The sequence below is a fragment of the Streptomyces malaysiensis subsp. samsunensis genome, from assembly GCF_024519315.1.
GTDB classification, from domain to species: domain Bacteria; phylum Actinomycetota; class Actinomycetes; order Streptomycetales; family Streptomycetaceae; genus Streptomyces; species Streptomyces malaysiensis.
On record NZ_JANIIC010000036.1, the window covers coordinates 95,157 to 111,116 of the forward strand.

18 protein-coding genes are annotated in these 15,960 nt (G+C 73.7%); all 18 read left to right on the plus strand.

Annotation, left to right across the window (positions count from 1 at the left end):
• The first annotated feature begins 15 nt into the window (after positions 1-15).
• The 18 genes from NQU54_RS28150 (at position 16) to NQU54_RS28235 (ending at position 15,900) form a co-directional block, all read left to right on the plus strand.
• Positions 16-1,254 carry a beta-ketoacyl-[acyl-carrier-protein] synthase family protein gene (locus tag NQU54_RS28150; protein WP_257633527.1) on the plus strand — a complete coding sequence of 413 codons (1,239 nt, stop codon included), beginning with the start codon at positions 16-18 and terminating at the stop codon, positions 1,252-1,254.
• On the plus strand, positions 1,251-2,396 hold the full coding sequence (locus NQU54_RS28155) for a beta-ketoacyl synthase N-terminal-like domain-containing protein (RefSeq protein ID WP_257633528.1): 1,146 nt from the start codon (positions 1,251-1,253) through the stop codon (positions 2,394-2,396). Before NQU54_RS28150 ends, NQU54_RS28155 begins: the two co-directional genes overlap by 4 nt.
• The gene (locus tag NQU54_RS28160; protein WP_257633529.1) at positions 2,393-3,601 is read left to right on the plus strand and encodes a beta-ketoacyl synthase N-terminal-like domain-containing protein; all 1,209 of its coding nucleotides are present in this window, start codon (positions 2,393-2,395) and stop codon (positions 3,599-3,601) included. Before NQU54_RS28155 ends, NQU54_RS28160 begins: the two co-directional genes overlap by 4 nt.
• The gene (locus tag NQU54_RS28165; RefSeq protein ID WP_257633530.1) at positions 3,598-4,590 is read left to right on the plus strand and encodes an acyl-CoA thioesterase family protein; all 993 of its coding nucleotides are present in this window, start codon (positions 3,598-3,600) and stop codon (positions 4,588-4,590) included. The genes NQU54_RS28160 and NQU54_RS28165 overlap by 4 nt, the downstream gene beginning before the upstream one ends.
• Positions 4,590-5,876 (plus strand): beta-ketoacyl-[acyl-carrier-protein] synthase family protein, encoded by a 1,287-nt coding sequence (locus NQU54_RS28170; RefSeq protein ID WP_257633531.1) that lies wholly within the window; start codon positions 4,590-4,592, stop codon positions 5,874-5,876. Before NQU54_RS28165 ends, NQU54_RS28170 begins: the two co-directional genes overlap by 1 nt.
• Entirely contained in the window at positions 5,873-7,624 is a 1,752-nt protein-coding gene (locus NQU54_RS28175; RefSeq protein WP_257633532.1) for a beta-ketoacyl synthase N-terminal-like domain-containing protein, read from the plus strand. Before NQU54_RS28170 ends, NQU54_RS28175 begins: the two co-directional genes overlap by 4 nt.
• A gap of 25 nt (positions 7,625-7,649) precedes the next feature.
• On the plus strand, positions 7,650-8,441 hold the full coding sequence (locus tag NQU54_RS28180; RefSeq protein WP_257633533.1) for an SDR family oxidoreductase: 792 nt from the start codon (positions 7,650-7,652) through the stop codon (positions 8,439-8,441).
• The gene (locus NQU54_RS28185; protein WP_257633534.1) at positions 8,438-8,764 is read left to right on the plus strand and encodes a DsrE family protein; all 327 of its coding nucleotides are present in this window, start codon (positions 8,438-8,440) and stop codon (positions 8,762-8,764) included. The genes NQU54_RS28180 and NQU54_RS28185 overlap by 4 nt, the downstream gene beginning before the upstream one ends.
• A complete protein-coding gene (locus NQU54_RS28190; RefSeq protein WP_257633535.1) occupies positions 8,764-9,171 on the plus strand; it encodes a hypothetical protein in 408 nt (135 codons plus the stop codon). The genes NQU54_RS28185 and NQU54_RS28190 overlap by 1 nt, the downstream gene beginning before the upstream one ends.
• 3 nt (positions 9,172-9,174) lie before the next feature.
• A complete protein-coding gene (locus NQU54_RS28195) occupies positions 9,175-9,570 on the plus strand; it encodes a hypothetical protein (RefSeq protein WP_069863844.1) in 396 nt (131 codons plus the stop codon).
• 71 nt (positions 9,571-9,641) lie between these two features.
• Entirely contained in the window at positions 9,642-10,769 is a 1,128-nt protein-coding gene (locus tag NQU54_RS28200; protein ID WP_257633536.1) for a beta-ketoacyl synthase N-terminal-like domain-containing protein, read from the plus strand.
• A 38-nt stretch (positions 10,770-10,807) separates the two neighbouring features.
• A complete protein-coding gene (locus tag NQU54_RS28205) occupies positions 10,808-11,785 on the plus strand; it encodes an ACP S-malonyltransferase (RefSeq protein ID WP_257633537.1) in 978 nt (325 codons plus the stop codon).
• Between the two features lie 35 nt (positions 11,786-11,820).
• A complete protein-coding gene (locus tag NQU54_RS28210) occupies positions 11,821-12,075 on the plus strand; it encodes an acyl carrier protein (RefSeq protein ID WP_020871038.1) in 255 nt (84 codons plus the stop codon).
• A gap of 1 nt (position 12,076) precedes the next feature.
• The gene (locus NQU54_RS28215) at positions 12,077-12,547 is read left to right on the plus strand and encodes an ApeI family dehydratase (RefSeq protein WP_257633538.1); all 471 of its coding nucleotides are present in this window, start codon (positions 12,077-12,079) and stop codon (positions 12,545-12,547) included.
• A complete protein-coding gene (locus tag NQU54_RS28220; RefSeq protein ID WP_257633539.1) occupies positions 12,544-13,092 on the plus strand; it encodes a 3-hydroxyacyl-ACP dehydratase FabZ family protein in 549 nt (182 codons plus the stop codon). Before NQU54_RS28215 ends, NQU54_RS28220 begins: the two co-directional genes overlap by 4 nt.
• A 34-nt stretch (positions 13,093-13,126) precedes the next feature.
• Positions 13,127-13,912 (plus strand): beta-ketoacyl-ACP reductase, encoded by a 786-nt coding sequence (locus NQU54_RS28225; RefSeq protein ID WP_167501833.1) that lies wholly within the window; start codon positions 13,127-13,129, stop codon positions 13,910-13,912.
• Positions 13,913-13,998: 86 nt separating this feature from the next.
• Positions 13,999-14,766: a DsbA family protein gene (locus NQU54_RS28230; RefSeq protein WP_257633540.1), complete on the plus strand. Its 768-nt coding sequence runs from the start codon at positions 13,999-14,001 to the stop codon at positions 14,764-14,766.
• Positions 14,767-14,970: 204 nt separating this feature from the next.
• Complete coding sequence (locus NQU54_RS28235) at positions 14,971-15,900, plus strand: alpha/beta hydrolase (protein ID WP_069863859.1); 930 nt, start codon at positions 14,971-14,973, stop codon at positions 15,898-15,900.
• The last annotated feature ends 60 nt before the right edge of the window (positions 15,901-15,960 follow it).

The following is a 15,960-nucleotide window of genomic DNA, read 5'->3' on the forward strand; positions in this document are numbered from 1 at the left end:
GGAAGGCAGGGCGAAATGCGTGGTGAGCCGGGTCGCAGGGTCGTTGTCACCGGCCTCGGGGCGGTGTCCGGCATCGGCGTCGGCGTGGCGGAATTCCTCGCCGGACTGCGCGCCGGGAAGAGCGCGGCGGGGCCCATCACCGCGTTCGACACGGAGGGCTTCGACCGATCTACGGCGTGTGAGGTCAAGGATTTCGAGCCGGACCGGTGGATTCGAAATCTCGATGTGCGGACCCTGGGCCGGGCGAGCCGGTTCTCGGTCGCGGCGGCCCGTATGGCGGTGGTCGACGCCGGATTCCCCGAGTCGGGGAGCGCGCTGCGCGACATACCGTCCCTGATCTCCGTCGGCACGACCGACGGCGAGTCCAGGGACCTCGACCATCTGGTCGAGGAGGAAGTGGACCTGGGGCCCGAGCGGATGGATCCCACGGTCGCCCGGCGGGTGCCCGCCGGACGGCTGTCGAGCGCGATCGCCCAGGAGTTCGGCCTCACCCGCGCCGAGGCGGTCACCCTCCCCACCGCGTGCGCCGCCGGGAACTACGCGGTCGGCTACGGCTTCGACGCCATCCGCGCCGGGGACGTGGACCTCGCGCTGTGCGGCGGGGCCGACGCCCTGTGCCGCAAGACCTTCACCGGCTTCTACCGCCTCGGCACCATCGCCCCCGAGCGCTGCCAGCCCTTCGACAAGGACCGCAAGGGCATCCTCACCGGCGAGGGCGCGGGCATCCTGGTGCTGGAGAGCCTGGAGTCGGCGCTGGCCAGGGGCGCCCGTATCTACGCCGAGGTCCTCGGCTACGGACTCAACTGCGACGCGGACCACCCCGTGGCCCCCAACCAGGACAGCGTGGTCCGCTGTATGCGGCTCGCGCTGGACAACGCCCGGGTCAAGCCGGAAGAGGTCGACTTCATCTCGGCGCACGGCACCGGCACCAAGGCCAACGACATCACCGAGGCCCGCGCCATCCGCCAGGTGTTCGGGAACACCGCGCCGCGCACGGTCTCCATCAAGTCGATGATCGGCCATTCCATGGGCGCCGCCGGGGCACTGGCCTCGATCGCCTGCGCCCTCGCGCTCACCGAGGGCTTCATCCCGCCGACCATCAACCATGACGAGACCGACCCCGAATGCGGTCTGGACTGTGTGCCCAACCAGGCCGTGGCGGCGGACCTGAAGGTGGTCCAGAACAACGGGCTGGCCTTCGGCGGGAACAACGCCGTCGTCATCTTCGGCAAGAGCCAAGCGGACTGGTCATGAGTCAGCTGGTCACCGGGGCGGGTGCCGTGGCGAGCGTGGGCGAGGGCGTGGACGAGGTCTTCCGGGCCCTGTGCGCCGGCATCAGCGGCCTCGGTGAGCTGCGCGGCTTCGACCAGGAGCGGTACCGGACCCGCCACGCCTACGAGATCGACGACCGCCCCGCGCCCGGCGCCGACCTCCCGGGCCGCGCCACCGACTGGCTGCTGCGCGCGGTCGGCGAGGCCGCGGCCCAGGCGGGGCTCGGCGAGGACCTGAGCGAGGTGCCCGTCCTCGTCGGCACCGGGCTGCGGGAGCTGCGCTCCGCCGAACTCGCCTGGCGCGACGGAGCGCCCTTCGACATCGGCCGGCTGCACTTCGGCACCGCGTTGCGCGAACGTTTCGGCGCGGTCCGCACCCACACCTTCTCCGGGGCCTGCTCGGCCTCGCTCTACGCGCTCGCACTCGCCGCCGACCTGCTGACCACGGGGGCCGAGGACACGGTCGTGGTAGCCGGTGTGGACACCGTGACCGAGTCGATGTACGGGCTGCTGGACCGGGTCAACAGCGAACCCCCCGACCGCGTCCGCCCGTTCGACCGGGACCGCCGCGGGGTGCTGATGGGCGATGGCGCGGCCGCCGTGGTGCTGCGCCGGGAGGAGCCCGGCGCGGGCACCGGCGCGCTCGGCCGGGTGCGCGCCGTCAGCATGAACTGCGACGCGCGTCATGTGACCGCCCCCGACCCCCAGGGCATCGCACGGGCGGTGCACGAGGCGCAGTGGCGGGCGGGCGTCAAACCGGGCGATATCGATCTGGTGCTGCTGCACGGCACCGGCACCCAGCTCAACGACGCCGCCGAGGCCGCCGCCATCGCCGAGGTCTTCGGCACCGAGGTGAGCGGGCCCCTGATGACCGCCATCAAGTGCATGACCGGCCACACCTCGGGCGGCTCCGGTCTGCTCAGCCTGATCGTCGCGCTGGAGTCCCTGGCCTCCGGCCGGGTGCCGCCCACCCTGGGCCTGGCCGAACCGCTGCCCGAGGCCGAGGCGTTCCGGTTCGTCCGGGAGGAGGCGCGGGAGGGCGGGGATCTGCGGGTCGCGCAGATCGACGCGTTCGGCTTCGGCGGTGTCAACGCGGTCGCCATCGTGGAGAGGGCCGACCGATGACGCATGGCCCCGGTGAAGTCGTCATCACCGGCGTCGGCCTGGCCGTCCCCGGCGCGAGCACCCCCGACGCGCTGCTGCGCCGCACCGCCTGCCCCGTCACCGGGCCCGACCCGGAGCCGTTCGACACCGCCGCCCGGATCGGCCGCCGGGGCCACCGCTACAAGGACCGGGCGACGCGGCTGGCGCTGTGCGCCGCGCTGGAGGCGCTGCGGGACGCCGACCTGCTCCCCTCCGACCGGGAGTCCGACAGCCCTGCCGGCGGCCCTTCCGACAGCCCTTCCGACAGGGAGACGGTGACGGTGCCGGGCGACACCATCGGCGTGGTCGCCAGCTCCAACCTGGGCAACCTCGACACCGCCTGCCTCACCACCACCGCCATCGCCGAGCGTTCGGCCGTGGACCTCAGCCCCATGAGCCTGCCGAACGCCTCCAGCAATGTGATCGCCTCCTGGGTGGCCATCCGCCACGGTCTGCGCGGCCCCAACCTGATGCTGTGCAACGGGCCGACATCCGGCCTGGACGCCGTGCACTGGGGCGCCGCGCTGGTCGCGGCGGGCCGGGTCCGGCGCGTGGTGGTGGTCGGCGCGGAGACGCACAACGCCGTCGTCGAGGATCTGCTCGGCCGGTCCGCCGGTGAGCTGCTGGACGGCGCGGCAGCGCTCGTCGTCGAGGGCGCCCGCTGGGCCGAGGCCCGGGGAGCGCGAGGAGTCGCCGCCCTCGGCCAATACGAGCGGCGGGCCGGGCTCACCGGCTGTGTCGAGGCCCTGCTGCCCGACGCCGCCGCCCCCGGCGTCTGGTTCACCCCCGAGCGTTACACCGAGGGGCCCGCCGGGGGCGTACCGGTGCCGCGGGCCGTGCCGCGCTACGACGTCACCGGCGCGGTGGGCCGGGCCTCCGGGGCCCTCGGGGTGCTCCAGTGCGTGGCGGCCGTCGGCTGGCTGGCCCGCGCCGCGGCCACGAGCGGCGCCGAGCCGGTCGAGCCGGTCGAGCCGGTCGAGCCGGACGCGGGAGCCGGGAACGGTACGGCCTTCGGTGCCGGTCCCGGGGGTGCGCGGGACCCGGTGCCCGTGTCCCGGCAGGCCCTGATCACCAGTGGTGACGACACCGCGGACGCCGTGGCCGGACTGTTGCTGCGCCCCACGCCCGACCGGAGCCACCCGCACCCCGCACGTGCCCCCCTTATCTCCATGGAGTGTTCCCGATGACCGCCGCCGCCCCGCCGATGTCGACCAAAGCCCTGCTGACGGACGTCACCACCGTCCGGCTGCGCCCGCGCTACGAGGGCTCGAACATCTGCACCTGGATCGGCTTCAAACACGTCAACTACCTCGTCGAGGAAGCCGTGCTGGTGCACTTCGCGGAGTCCGGGGTGCCCGCGCGACGGCTGTACGAGGAGCACGGTCTCGGGCTGGACATCGTCGCCCTGGAGACCCGCATCCTGCACGCCTTCCACATGGACGACGTGGCCGAGGCCGAGGTGGTGCCGGACACCGCCGAGGACGACCGCACCCTCGGCTTCCGGGTGACCCTGCGCGTGGACCGCGACGGCTCGGTCCTCAAGGCCGTGGCCGCCAAGGTGCGGGTCTCGCTGCGCGCCGACTCCTATCTGCCGGAGCACGGTGAACCCTCGGCCGAGTTCGCGCACTTCGTGGTGGACCGGCTGGGCGCCGAGGCGGGCCCGGACGAGCTCGCCCCGATCCGGGTGCAGATGCCGGACGGCGACGAAAGCGCCGTCCTCGCCTCGCTGACCGAGGGCCGCAACGCCTACGCCTGGAAGTGGAACATCCCCTATCCGTACTGCCACTTCACCGAGCGGCTCCAGATGTCCGGCTATCTGCGGCTGATGGAGGAGGCCAAGGACCGCTTCGTGTTCGACCGGGGCATCTCCATCAAGACCCTGCTGGACGACCGCAAGTGGATACCGGTCGTTCCCCAGTCCTCGGTGCGCGTCATCGACGAGGCGGTGATGGAGGAGGACCTCTACACCGTCTACACGGTCGAGGAGATCTTCAAGGACCTCACCTACACCGCCCGGATGGACTGCTTCGTGGTCCGCGACGGCGCGCTCACCCTCACCGCCACCGGCCGGATCACCCATGGCTACGCGGTGATCGAGAACCGCAGCGACTGGCGGCTGGTCCCCTTCGACCGGCGGGTGCTGGACGCGCTCGGCGGAGAACAGAGCGGCACCTGATGGACGACGTACTGGTCACCGGCCTCGGCGCGCTGTCCCCGCTGGGCGCGGGCGTCGACGCCTTCTGGCGCGGGATGCACGCGGCGGACACCGGGCCGACGCGGGTCCCCGACCCGCTCGCCCATATGGACCATCCGCTGATGTACCTGGTGCCGGAGGCCGACCTTCCGGACGGGCCGCCGGAGCGGGACGGGCTGCCGCTGGGGCGCGCCTCCCAGTTCGCGCTCGCGGCGGTGCGGGAGGCGGTCGCCGACGCGGGGCTGGCCGCGCCGCCGGGGCCGGATACGGGATCGGATACGGGACCGGACGCCGGGCCGGGCGCCCTGGGCGCCGGGGTCGATCCGCGCCGGGTGGCCGTCGCCCTCAGCACCGGTATGGGCGACACGGATCTGCACGAGGGCTGGTGGACCGGCCAGGCCCCCGAGTCCGGCCGCTGGGCGCCCGCCTTCCCCCTGGCCTCGGTGGTCGGCGGATGGCTGGGCGCGCAGGGCGTCAACACCTGTGTCAGCAACGCGTGCGCCGCCGGCGGCTACGCGCTCTCGGTGGGCGCCGATCTGATCCGCTCCGGCGAGGCCGATGTGGTGATCGCGGGCGGCGCCGAGGCGTACTCCCGGGTCGCCCTGGCCTGTTTCAACCGGCTGGGCGCCATCGACCCCGAGCGCTGCCGCCCGTTCGCCGTCGAGCGGCGCGGCACCGTCTTCGGCGAGGGTGCCGCCGTGCTCGTCCTGGAGTCCGCCACGCACGCCCGCGCGCGCGGCGCGCGCACCGTCTACGGCCGTCTGGCGGGCGCCGGCTGGAGCTGCGACGCCTACCACGCGACCGCCCCCGAGCCCTCCGGTGAGCAGATCGAGCGCGCGATGCGCGAGGCGCTGCGGGAAGCGGGGACCGGGGCCGAGGTCGGGACCGGCTCGGGTACCGGCTCCGGGGCGGAGTCCGGCTCCGGCGGGCTGGGGTTCGTGATCCCGCACGGCACCGGCACCGAGCTCAACGACGTGGTGGAGAGCCGGGTGCTCGGCGCGCTGACGCCCCGGACACCCCTCTACAGCGTCAAGGCGCTCATCGGGCACACGGGCGGCGCGGCGGGCGCCTTCGCCGCGCTGGCCGCCAGTCTGGTGCTGCACCACAAGACGCTGCCGCCGAACGTGCCGGTCGGCGAGCGGGACCCCGAGTGCGGGGTGCCGCTGCCGTCCGGCTCCGCGCCCATGACCGGCGCGTACGGGCTGGTCAACGCCTATGCCTTCGGGGGCAACAACATCTCGCTCGTCTTCGGGGAGGCCGCCGCGTGAACGACGCACATGCGGCCGCCGGGCCGGGGGTGGCGATGAACGGCGCGCCTTTGCGCCGTGTGGGCGGAGAGGCGAACGAGGGGGCGGCGGGCGACGCGCATGCGGTCGCCGGGCCGGGGATGGTGACGAGAGGCGCGTCTCTGGGCCGTGTGGGCGGAGAGGCGAACGAGGGGGCGGCGGGCGACGCGCATGCGGTCGCCGGGCCGGGGATGGTGACGAGAGGCGCGCCTCTGGGCCGTGTGGGCGGAGAGGCGAGCGGGGAGGCGGCGGGTGGCGATCCGGCCGTCGGGCTGGTGGTGACGGGCATCGGCACCGTGGACGCGGACGGTTTCGACTTCCGTACGGCGCTCGGCCGTCACGGCTACAAGTACCTGCCCGCCGCCTCCCAGTACTTCCTCGCCGCGGCCAAGCGCGCGCTGGCCCAGGCGGGCCCGGAGGCCCTGGAGGCGGTAGGCCCCGAGGAACGCGGCGCCGCGGTGGGCACCAACAGCGCAGCCGTCGCCCTGCACCACACGATGGACCGTACGGTCACCACCTCCGGGGCGGGTGATTTGTCCCCGGTCGCCGCGCCCTACTTCTCCATCAACCTCTTCGGCAGCCGCCTGGCCACCGAACACGACCTCAAGGGCTTCAACCTCACCTTCACCAGCCCCCGGGTCGCGGGCCTGGAGGCGCTCCAGACCGGTCAGCGCGCCCTCCTCACCGGCCGGGCCCGGCGTTTGCTGGCCGGGGCCACCGAGGAGGCGTTGCCCGAGGGCGAACCGGGGGCCGGCACCTCGGAGGCCGGGGCCGTCGCGCTGGTGCTGGAGCCCGAACCCGCCGCCCGGAGCCGGGGGGTGGCGGCGCTGGGCCGGGTGGGCGTCCGCTCGTTCTTCCTGCCGCCGAAGGCGGCCGCCTCCGCCGAGGGGGCCGAGCGCGCCGCGGCGCTGCTGCGGGACGCGCTGGACGCCCTCGGCCACCGGCCGGACCAGCCCCTGGCCGTCACCGCCGTCCTCGACGACTCGCCGGTCGGCGAGGCCATGGCGGCGGCGCTGGACGAGAAGGCGCTGGACGAGAAAGCGCTGGGCGGGCGGCCACCGGCCGGGAAGCCCGAACGGGTCCCGGCGGGCGCGGGCGCCCTGGAGCCGGTGGCGCGCGTGGCCGCCGCCCTCGTCGCACCGGCCGGGCGCGCCCACGCCGTCATCACCGCGGCGGCCGAGGGGAACGCCGCCGTATGCCTGGTCACCCCGGCGAGGGTGGACGCCACCCCGGGCGGCCCCGACGTCACTTCGGCCGAGGCAGGCGCCACCCCGGCCGGGCTGGGTGCCACTCCCGGCGGCCCTGACGTCACTTCGGCGGGGGCGGACGCCACCCCGGCGGGGGCGGGCGCCGCCCCTGGTGGCCCGGGCGCCACTCCCGGCGGCCCGGGCGCCACCCCCGGCGGCCCCGACGTCACCCTGGCGGGGGTGGACGCCACCCGGGGCGGCCCCGACGTCACTTCGGCCGGGGCAAGTGCCACCCCGGCCGGGCTGGGCGCCACTCCCGGCGGGCCTGACGTCACTTCGGCGGGGGCGGACGCCACCCCGGCCGAAGCAGGTGCCGCCCCTGGCGGGCTGGGTGCCACTCCTGGCGGGCTGGGTGCCACTCCTGGTGGGCCGGGTGCCGCCCCTGGCGGGCCGGGTGCCACCCCCGGCGGGCCCGGCGCCACCCCCGGGGGGCCCGGCATCACCCCCGGCGGGCCCCCCGGGGCGGAAGCGAGCAGCCGATGAGCGGACGACGGAGGGCGAGCGAGCGATGATCACCCGACTCGAAGGTTCCTGGTGCCTGGTCCTGGGCGCGTCCAGCGGTATGGGCCTGGCCATCGCCCATGAACTGGCCCGCGAGGGCGTCCACATCCTCGGCGTCCACTTCGACACCACCGACGGCCAGGAGAAGGCCGCCGTCGCCCGGGAGGAGATGCGCGGCCACGGCGTCGAGGCCCACTTCTTCAACGCCAACGCCGCCTCCGCCCGCACCCGCGAGGAGCTGCTGCCCCGGTTCGAGGAGCTGACCGGCGGCGCGGGCATCCGGATCGTGGTGCACTCGCTCGCCTTCGGCACCCTGCTGCCGTACGTCGGCGCGGCGGGCGAGGACAGCCTGACCTCCCGCCAGATGAACATGACGCTCGATGTGATGGCGCACTCCCTCGTCTACTGGACCCAGGACCTGTTCACCGCCGGGCTGCTGCGCCAGGGCGCCAAGGTGTACGCGATGACCAGCGCCGGGGGAGCCAGGGTGATGCCCCACTACGGCGCGGTCTCCGCCGCCAAGGCCGCCCTGGAGTCCCATGTGCGCCAGCTGGCCCTGGAGCTCGCCCCCTCCGGCATCGCCGTCAACGCGCTGCGCGCCGGGGTCACCCCGACCCCGTCCATGGAGCGCATCCCCGGCAGCGACCGGCTCGCCGCCCACGCCCGGGACCTCAATCCGCACCGGCGGCTGACCCGGCCCGAGGACGTCGCCGAGGCGGTCTCGCTGCTCTCGCGCACCGACTCCTCCTGGATCACCGGCAATGTGATCGGCGTGGACGGCGGTGAGCTGCTGACATGACGGCCCATCTGCTGATCGAGACCGGCGGGCCGCAGACCGGACCCGCCTGCGAGCGGTTCCTCGGCGACGCCGCGCGGCTGGCCAGGGACGGCCATCAGGTGGTGCTGTTCCTCGTCGAGAACGGCGTGACCGCCGCCGTCCCCGGTGCCGCCCCCGGAATCGAGACGTTCCTGAGCGACGGCGGCGAGCTGTGGGTGGACACCTTCTCCGCCGCCCAGCGCGCCCTGCCCGCCGCCGATCTGACGCCCCGGGCGCGGCTGGTGGAGATGGACGACGTGGCCGCCAAGCTGCTGGAGCCACGGGTCAGGGCGGTGTGGCACTGATGCCCAGGCCCGTTCCCCGTACCGATGTGCTGCTCAACCTCTTCGGCGCGCCCCACCAGAGCGACCTGGTCACCTCGGCGCTGCGGCTTGCCGGCGCGCTGCTCGCCCGGGGCGCCCGGGTGCAGATCTGGACCTGCGGTGACGCCACCCGGCTGACCGGCGCGGCCCTCGGCGATACCAAACCGCGCGACTACACCGACCTGGGCCGCGAGTATCCGTCCGCCGCCCGGGTCGTCCGCGAGTTGATCGAGGATCACCCCGACCGGCTGTACTGGTACGTGTGCCGCTTCTGCGCCGAGGAGCGGGGCGCCGCCGACCAGATACCGCAGGTCCGTACGCGAGCGCCCTTCGTCTTCGCCGAGCATGTGAACGCGGCGGACAAGAGCCTGCTCATGGGGGTGTGCTGAGCCATGGGCGACCAGGCGCGCTGGCTGCTGATCGTGGAGAAGGCGTACCGGGGCTCGATCGAGACCCAGTACGCCGACGTGCTGTACTGCGTGCCCGATCTGCACCGGCAGAGCGGCGGCTGCGATGTGGCGCTGCGCGGCCCCGCCGTCGGCTACGCCCTCGACACCGGCTCCCGGCCTTCGCTGCGCCTGGGCGACCGCACCCTGGACACCCTGCCCCATCCCCCCGCCTCCGTGGCGAAGCTGCTGGCCGCCGGGGTGACCGTGCTGGCCGAGCGGGACGGCCTGGCCGCCCTCGGCCGCACCGCCGCCGAGCGGCTGCTGCCCGGCGTACGCGTCATCGAGGGCGACGACCTCGCGGCGCGCTGGCCCTCCTACGAACAGGTGTGGTTCCTGTGACCCGCCCCTCCCACGGCCCCATGGCCCCAACCGACATTCCCTTGGCCTCTACCGAAGGAGCACCCGTACCCATGGTCAACGCCCCCGGCGGGGCAGCCCCGGTCATCTCGGCCTGGACCGCCGTATCGCCCCTGGGACTGCGCGGGTCCGACTTCGCCGCGGCCCTGCGGTCCGGCCGCACGGCTGGCCGGCCGCTGGACCCCGAGGAGTGGTCGGTGCCGTTCCGCGAGGCGAGCCTCGTGCCCGACTTCCACATCCGGCAGATCCTCGGCCGCAAGGGCACCCGCTCCATGGACCGGGCCACCGGGCTCGCCGTCACCGCGATCCGCCATCTGCTGACCGGGGAGCGGGAGTTCGCCGAGGCCGAGCGGCTGCCGGGAGTGGACGAGGAGACCGGCCTCGCGCTCGGCACCAGCACCGGCTCCGCCCAGAGCATCATGGACTTCACCCGGGACTCGCTGGTGGGGGAGAAGCCCTTCTACGTGGACCCGGCCCGGTTCCCCAACACCGTGATGAACTGCGCGGCCGGCCAGTCCGCCATCTGGCACGGGCTCAGGGGCCCCAACACCACCATCGCGGGCGGCCGCGCCACCGGGCTGCTCGCCCTCCGGTACGCGATGCGGCTCCAGCGCGCCGGACGGGCCAGGGCCGTGTTGTGCGGGGCGGTCGAGGAGTTCTCCTCCGCCCGCGCCTGGCTGGAGTGGCACGCCCGCGCGGACGGGGACGGCGCCGACAGCGCCGCCGTGCTCGGGGAGGGCGCGGCCGTATGGCTGCTGGAGCCCGACGCCTCGGCGCGCGAGCACGGCCGTAAGGGGCTCGCCGAGGTGCTGGGCCTGGAGTTCGGCTGCGCCCCGGACGCGACGGCGGCCCGTACGGTGCTCGCCGAGGCGATCGCCCGGCTGCTGCACCGCACCGGTGTGCCCCCCGGCGAGCTGAGCGCCGTCGCCGACTCCGGCGCCCCAGGGGCCGAGGGGGAGGCCGAACGCGCCGCGCTCGCCGACGCCCTCGACGGCAAGGAGCCGCCGCGGATCACGGTCGCCGACACCATCGGCGACACCTGCGCCGCCGCTGCGGCCTTCCAGATCGCCGCCGTGCTCGCGATGGCCGAGCGCAAGGAGATCTCCCCCGGCGCGACCGCTCTGGTCACCACCGTGGACCGGGACGGCGTGGTCGGCGCGGCCCTGCTGCGGATCCGGTGACGGGCCGGCCGCCCCCTGAACTGAAGGAGCTGGTTGAGATGACGGACCGAGAGACGACGGGCGGAGCCGCCCACGACGGCGCGCCCCGTACGGCGCTGGTCTTCCCCGGACAGGGCGCCCAGAAGTCGGGCATGGGCCAGGCGTGGCGGGACACCGAGTCCTGGGCGCTGGTGGCCGAGATCTCGGACCACACCGGTGTCGACGTCGAGGAACTCCTGCTGAAGGCGGACGACGAGACGTTGCGCCGCACCGACCTCGCCCAGATCGCCGTCTTCACCACCGAGGTGCTCGCCCACCGCGAGGCGGCGGCCGCCGGGCTGCTGGGCGAGGTGGTGGCCTGCGCCGGGCACAGCCTGGGCGAGTACACCGCGCTGTACGCCGCCGGGGCCGTGCCGCTCGCCGACACCGCCCGCCTCGTCGCCGCTCGCGGCCGCGCCATGCGTGCGTGCGCCGAGCGGTCGCCCGGCACCATGGCCGCCGTGGTGCGGCTCGGCCCCGAGACCGTGGAGGCGCTGGTCGCCCGGGTCCAGGAGGACGGCGGCCAGGTCTGGGTGGCCAATGTCAACGCACCCGGCGCCATCGTGCTCTCCGGCACCGCCGAGGCCGTCGACCGGCTCGCCGAACTGGCCGTGGAGAGCGAGGGCAAGGTGATCCGGCTCGCCGTGGGCGGCGCCTTCCACAGCCCGCTGATGGCCGCGGCCGCCGATGAGCTGCGCGAGGCCCTGGCCGCCGTGCGCTTCGCCCCCGAGCACCTCCCGGTCGTCGCCAACGTGGACGCCCGCCCGTACGCGAGCGGCGAGCGCTGGCGCGACCTCGAACTGAACCAGCTCACCAGCCCGGTGCGCTGGGAGGAGAGCGTCCGCACGCTCGCCGGTGAACTGGGCTGCAACCGGTTCGTGGAGCTGGGCCCCGGGCGCCAGCTGACCGGCATGATCCGCCGGATCGCGGACGGCGCGCTCACCGTCCCGGTCGAGTCGGCCGCCGCGCTCGCCAAGCTGACCACCCCCGAACCCTGAGCCCCACCCCCCTGAGAGCGGAAGGAGACCCCCGCATGGCCGACGCCACCGCCGCCCTGGACATGGACGAGCTGCGCACCTTTGTCGCGGATGTGCTCGATGTGGACGAGGAGGACGTCACCGACGACGCCGACTTCGTCAAGACGCTGGGCGTGGACTCGCTGATGGCCCTGGAGGTCATGGTCGTCCTGGAGAAGAAGTACTCGGTGAAGCTGGAGGAGCGGGAGATGAAGGACATCACCACGCTCCGGAAGGTGCACGACCTGCTCGCCTCGAAGATGGGGAAGTGAGATGACGACGGCCGCGTGCGGACCGGTCGACGGGGCCGTGGAGGTCGTGGACCCGGGCGTCCCCGGCGAGCGGCCCGCCCGGTGCGTGGCCGTGGTCGGCGCGTCGGAGAAGGTGTTCGCCGGGCACTTTCCAGGATTCGCCATCTTCCCCGGGGTGTGTGTGGTGGAGTACGTCCAGCGCGGCGCCCTCGCCACGCTGCCCGAGCGCGAACCGGGCGGGCGCTGGGTCCTGGCGGCCGTGGAGTCCTCCCGCTTCCTCAGCCCGGTCTCTCCCGGAGACGAGCTGACCAGCGAATACGTCTGGTCGCGCAAGGACGGGGCCTGGCGCTGCCGGGCCTCGGCGGCCACCGGGCGCGGGCCCGCAGCGCAGATAAGGCTGCGCTTCGAGAACCGGGACGCCCCGGGCGCGGAGGCCGGGGTGGAGGAGCGAAGAGACCAAGACGTACGCGCCCGAGGAGCGGACGCCGGATGATCACCGTCGATGAGATCAAGCGGCTGCTGCCGCACCGCTACCCCATGCTGCTGGTCGACCGGGTCACCGAGCTGGTGCCGGGTGAGCGGGCCCGCGGGCTGAAGGCGGTCACCTGCAATGAGCCCTGGTACGAGGGGATGCCGGACACCGCGTCCGCGGAGGACTACCACTATCCGTGGACGGTGCTCATCGAGTCCTGGTGCCATGTGGCCGGGGTGCTGGTGACCTGGGACCGGCCCAACCCCGATGTGCGCGCGGGCAAGGCGATGCTGCTCGGCGGCATCACCGACGCAGAGTTCCACCGCCCGGTGGTGCCCGGCGATGTGGTGGAGCACCATGTGCGGCTGGCCCGCCGGGTCGGCGAGACCTTCGTCTTCGAGGGCGAGAGCCTGGTCGGCAAGGAGACCGCCCTCACCATCGGGCGGCTGACGATGACCATGCGCCCGGCCTCCGAACTGACCGCCCCGCCGGTGACCGGCCCGCCCCCGGCCGACCCCCCTGCGGCTCCGCCCGTGCCCGACTCCCCTGTGCCCGACCCGCTCTGAACCACACCACCCTCCGGGAGAAGGACCTCACCGTATGTCCGACCGAATATCCGACGACACGGGCCGCGCATCCGGTGACGAGAAGCCGACGCCGCGCGTCGCGCTGGTCTCCGGCGGGTCCCGCGGCATAGGCCGGGCCACCGTGCTGCGGCTGGCCCGGGACGGTTTCGACGTGGCGTTCTGCCATCGCTCCAGCCCCGACGCCGCGCATCGGCTGGAGGAGGAGGCGGCCCGGCTCGGCGGCGGGCGGGTGATCGGCAGACAGACGGATGTCCGCGACGCGGACGCGGTGCGCGAACTGGTCGCCTTCACCGAGGAGTCGCTGGGCCCGGTCGAGGTCGCGGTCACCTCCGCCGGGATCACCCGGGACAATCCGCTGCTGCTGATGAAGGACGAGGAGTGGCGGGGGGTTCTGGAGGTCAACCTGGACGGCACCTATCACCTGTGCCGTTCCGTGGTGTTCGGAATGATGAAACGCAAGTCCGGATGCGTCATCAACATCTCGTCGGTCGCCGGTGTCCACGGCAATGCGACCCAGAGCAATTACGCGGCCTCCAAAGCGGGGATCATCGGTTTCACCAAGTCGCTCGCCAAGGAGGTCGGACGGTACGGCATCCGGGCCAATGTGGTGGCGCCCGGCTTCGTCGAGACCGATATGACATCGGAGCTGTCCGAGCGGGTGCGCAAGGAGGCGGAGCAGAGCATTCCGCTGCGCCGCTTCGGCCGCCCCGAGGAGGTCGCCGACATGGTCGCGTACCTGGTCGGAGCGGAGTATGTGACCGGCGCGGTGTTCCAGGTCGACGGCGGCATCGTGCTCTGACGGGCGCTGCGGGCACCGTCGGTCGAGCGGTGCCCGCGAGCTGAGAGAGCGTCACGCAGGAGACGGAAGAGGGAGGGGGTACGGACGTGGCGGCCAAGCGCAGCAAAGCACCGCGCTTCTATTTCAATTTCCGCAGCCCGTACAGCTGGATCGCCTACCGTGATCTGATGGACCGCTATCCGGATGTCGCACAGGCGGTGGAATGGCACCCCTGGTGGGAGCCGGACGCGGACGGTGAGCGCCGTATGGCCGAACACGGCCATCACTTTCCGTATACGGCGATGTCCCGGGAGAAGCAGCTCTATATCCTCCAGGATGTGCGCAGGCTGACGACCGACCGCGGGCTCGCGGTCAGCTGGCCGGTGGATCGCGGCCCGGTCTGGGAGGTGCCGCATCTGCCGTACTTCCGCGCGCTGGACGCGGGGCTCGGCCCCGCCTGGATCGAGCGCGTCTACCGTGCGCGCTGGCTGGAGGGCCGCGACATCTGCGACCGTACGACCATCGCGGCCATCGCCGCGGAGCTGGGGCTTCCGGCCGACCGGGCGGCAGCAGCGGCCGATGACGAGGAGCTGCGCGGTGGCCGGGGGCTCCAGGCCCTGCTCACGCTCAGCGACGCCGGGGCGTTCGGCGTGCCGTTCTTCACCCACGGCTATGACAAGTTCTGGGGCGTGGACCGGCTGCCGGCCTTCGTCGACTCGGTGCGCTCCCGTTCCGGGCCGGGCGCCGGCTCCGGCCCGCGCTCCCGGGACACGCCGCCCGACGGGCCGTTGGGCGCGGACGCCGCCGGGCTGTCGGACGCGGACTTCGTCGTCGCCCGGTCGGCCGATCCGGGCCATGCCGGGGGCTGCGGCTGACTCTTCGCCCGTCCGCTCGTTCACACGATGTCGCCCGACCGCCCGACCGCCCGACCGCCCGCTCCGACCGCCTGACCGCCTGACCGCCCGCTCCGACCGCCCGTCCGCGCCGACCGCCTGTCCCCCGCCCGTCCGACCGCCCGTCCCGACCGAGACGAGAACGCCCTGACCGCCGACGGACACTCCCCCTCCTGGAGGACGCAGATGCCCGAGCCACGCCAGACGTCGGCGCGGCCTCCCTCGCCGGGAGCCCGCGTCCTCTCGGCCGCGGCCCTGCCGATCGCCCCGCTGTACGGGGTCTCGCTGGCGTATCTGGCCTTCCATCCGCGGCGCCGGGAGCAGCGGGAGCACCCACGGGACCACGGGCTGCCCTGCACCGAGCTGAAGGTCCCCTTCGCGGCGCGCAAGCACCTCGACACCTGGCTGTGCCCGGGCTCTCCGGAGAAGGTGGTGGTGCTCGGGCACAGCATGGCCACGGCGAAGGACCACAGCCTCCGCCATGCGAAGTTCCTGCACGACGCCGGGTACACCGTCTGTCTGTTCGACCACCGCAACCACGGGGCCAGCAGCGACGACCGGGCGCTGTTCGGGCTCGGCGACCGGTTCGCGGGCGATGTCACCGCCGTGGTGTCCCATCTGCGCGACCAGCGAGGGTACGGCTCGGCGCGGATAGCCTTCTACGGCTTCTCGTTCTCGTGCTTCTCGTCGATGTGGGCGCTGACCCACGACGGGTTCGAACTCGACGCGCTGGTGTGCGACAGCGGGCCGGGGCACGATGTCCCGCCGCTGCTGCGCAAGTTCCTGGAGGCGGACGCGCTGCCGCTGCCCGACCTGCTGAGGGGCGAACCGGCCCGTTCGGTGGTGGCACGGACGCTGTGCGCGGTGGGTCCGGCCATGCTGCGGGCCCAGTGGCCCCCGCCCGCGACGGGCAAGTTCGCCAAGATCCCCCTGTTGTTCATGTCGGGCGAGCACGATGCGATCGTGCCGCCGTCCTCGGTGGACGCGCTGGCCGAACGCTATGCCCAGGCCGAGACGCACGTTCTGCCGGGAGCCGAGCATCTGCTCGGGCTGGAGACCGATCCTGAAGGCTACGCGAGCGTGGTGCTGGATTTCCTTGAGCGGGCCCTGGGGTAGCAACCTTGACCGTCCTCGCCGGGACGGAACTTTTGGGAAGAGGGAAGAGAGAGCATGCAA

Excerpts from the sequence above, each read along its gene's own strand:
- NQU54_RS28150 (WP_257633527.1), top strand. The coding sequence starts at position 16 with ATGCGTGGTGAGCCGGGTCGCAGGGTCGTTGTCACCGGCCTCGGGGCG.
- NQU54_RS28155 (WP_257633528.1), top strand. The coding sequence starts at position 1,251 with ATGAGTCAGCTGGTCACCGGGGCGGGTGCCGTGGCGAGCGTGGGCGAG.
- NQU54_RS28160 (WP_257633529.1), top strand. The coding sequence starts at position 2,393 with ATGACGCATGGCCCCGGTGAAGTCGTCATCACCGGCGTCGGCCTGGCC.
- NQU54_RS28165 (WP_257633530.1), top strand. The coding sequence starts at position 3,598 with ATGACCGCCGCCGCCCCGCCGATGTCGACCAAAGCCCTGCTGACGGAC.
- NQU54_RS28170 (WP_257633531.1), top strand. The coding sequence starts at position 4,590 with ATGGACGACGTACTGGTCACCGGCCTCGGCGCGCTGTCCCCGCTGGGC.
- NQU54_RS28180 (WP_257633533.1), top strand. The coding sequence starts at position 7,650 with ATGATCACCCGACTCGAAGGTTCCTGGTGCCTGGTCCTGGGCGCGTCC.
- NQU54_RS28185 (WP_257633534.1), top strand. The coding sequence starts at position 8,438 with ATGACGGCCCATCTGCTGATCGAGACCGGCGGGCCGCAGACCGGACCC.
- NQU54_RS28190 (WP_257633535.1), top strand. The coding sequence starts at position 8,764 with ATGCCCAGGCCCGTTCCCCGTACCGATGTGCTGCTCAACCTCTTCGGC.
- NQU54_RS28195 (WP_069863844.1), top strand. The coding sequence starts at position 9,175 with ATGGGCGACCAGGCGCGCTGGCTGCTGATCGTGGAGAAGGCGTACCGG.
- NQU54_RS28200 (WP_257633536.1), top strand. The coding sequence starts at position 9,642 with ATGGTCAACGCCCCCGGCGGGGCAGCCCCGGTCATCTCGGCCTGGACC.
- NQU54_RS28205 (WP_257633537.1), top strand. The coding sequence starts at position 10,808 with ATGACGGACCGAGAGACGACGGGCGGAGCCGCCCACGACGGCGCGCCC.
- NQU54_RS28210 (WP_020871038.1), top strand. The coding sequence starts at position 11,821 with ATGGCCGACGCCACCGCCGCCCTGGACATGGACGAGCTGCGCACCTTT.
- NQU54_RS28215 (WP_257633538.1), top strand. The coding sequence starts at position 12,077 with ATGACGACGGCCGCGTGCGGACCGGTCGACGGGGCCGTGGAGGTCGTG.
- NQU54_RS28220 (WP_257633539.1), top strand. The coding sequence starts at position 12,544 with ATGATCACCGTCGATGAGATCAAGCGGCTGCTGCCGCACCGCTACCCC.
- NQU54_RS28225 (WP_167501833.1), top strand. The coding sequence starts at position 13,127 with ATGTCCGACCGAATATCCGACGACACGGGCCGCGCATCCGGTGACGAG.
- NQU54_RS28235 (WP_069863859.1), top strand. The coding sequence starts at position 14,971 with ATGCCCGAGCCACGCCAGACGTCGGCGCGGCCTCCCTCGCCGGGAGCC.